This is a genomic window from Bacillus sp. FG16 (genome assembly GCF_057809515.1).
In genome coordinates this window covers 1-562 of record NZ_JBMDKC010000307.1, presented here as the reverse complement: position 1 = coordinate 562, position 562 = coordinate 1, and the positions used below count along the sequence as shown (strand labels likewise).

Annotated in this window: 1 protein-coding gene and 1 pseudogene; one reads left to right on the top strand and one right to left on the bottom strand. The window is 35.4% G+C overall.

Annotated elements, in window-relative coordinates:
* A pseudogene (gene abrB / locus ACODS7_RS32450) lies at positions 1-184 on the bottom strand (transition state genes transcriptional regulator AbrB); the annotation flags it as partial.
* Between the two features lie 113 nt (positions 185-297).
* Here abrB and ACODS7_RS32445 point away from each other — a divergent pair.
* Entirely contained in the window at positions 298-462 is a 165-nt protein-coding gene (locus ACODS7_RS32445; protein ID WP_075718517.1) for an aspartyl-phosphate phosphatase Spo0E family protein, read from the top strand.
* The last annotated feature ends 100 nt before the right edge of the window (positions 463-562 follow it).

Genomic DNA, 562 nt, shown 5'->3' with positions numbered 1-562 from the left:
AAGAAATTTCTCCTGTTACGAGACACGTACCATCCGATTTATATTTCTGTAAAATGATACTTTCCTCTTCTACAAATATTTCTATGGCGTCTTTTTCGTGGATCTCAAGCGTACGCCTTGTTTCCCTTGGTATCACAATCCGTCCTAACTGGTCTACTCTTCGTACGATCCCTGTTGATTTCATCCTTCTGTTTTCCTCCCTTTCAAATAGAATTTTTTCTCTCTCGTTACCGTTTTCATTCTGGTGAAATGTATGTATACTTTATAACATATTGTATACAACACGGGAGGCTATTCATGTCTACACCCTATATTTCCTATTTACAAAAGAAAATTAAGAAGAAACAAAAAATACTTCGGAAATTAACAAAATTATATGGATTCACACATCCTGTAGTTGTCGCCTATAGTCAAGAATTGGATCCATTAGTCGTTCTTGTCATGCGCTATCTTTCCTCTTGATGAAGGAGGAATTCGAATTCGGCAAAAGAACCGAATTCGAATTCCTTATACACATGTCTCCTCTATTTTACCATACTTTTTCATAGAATGGTTTTTATAA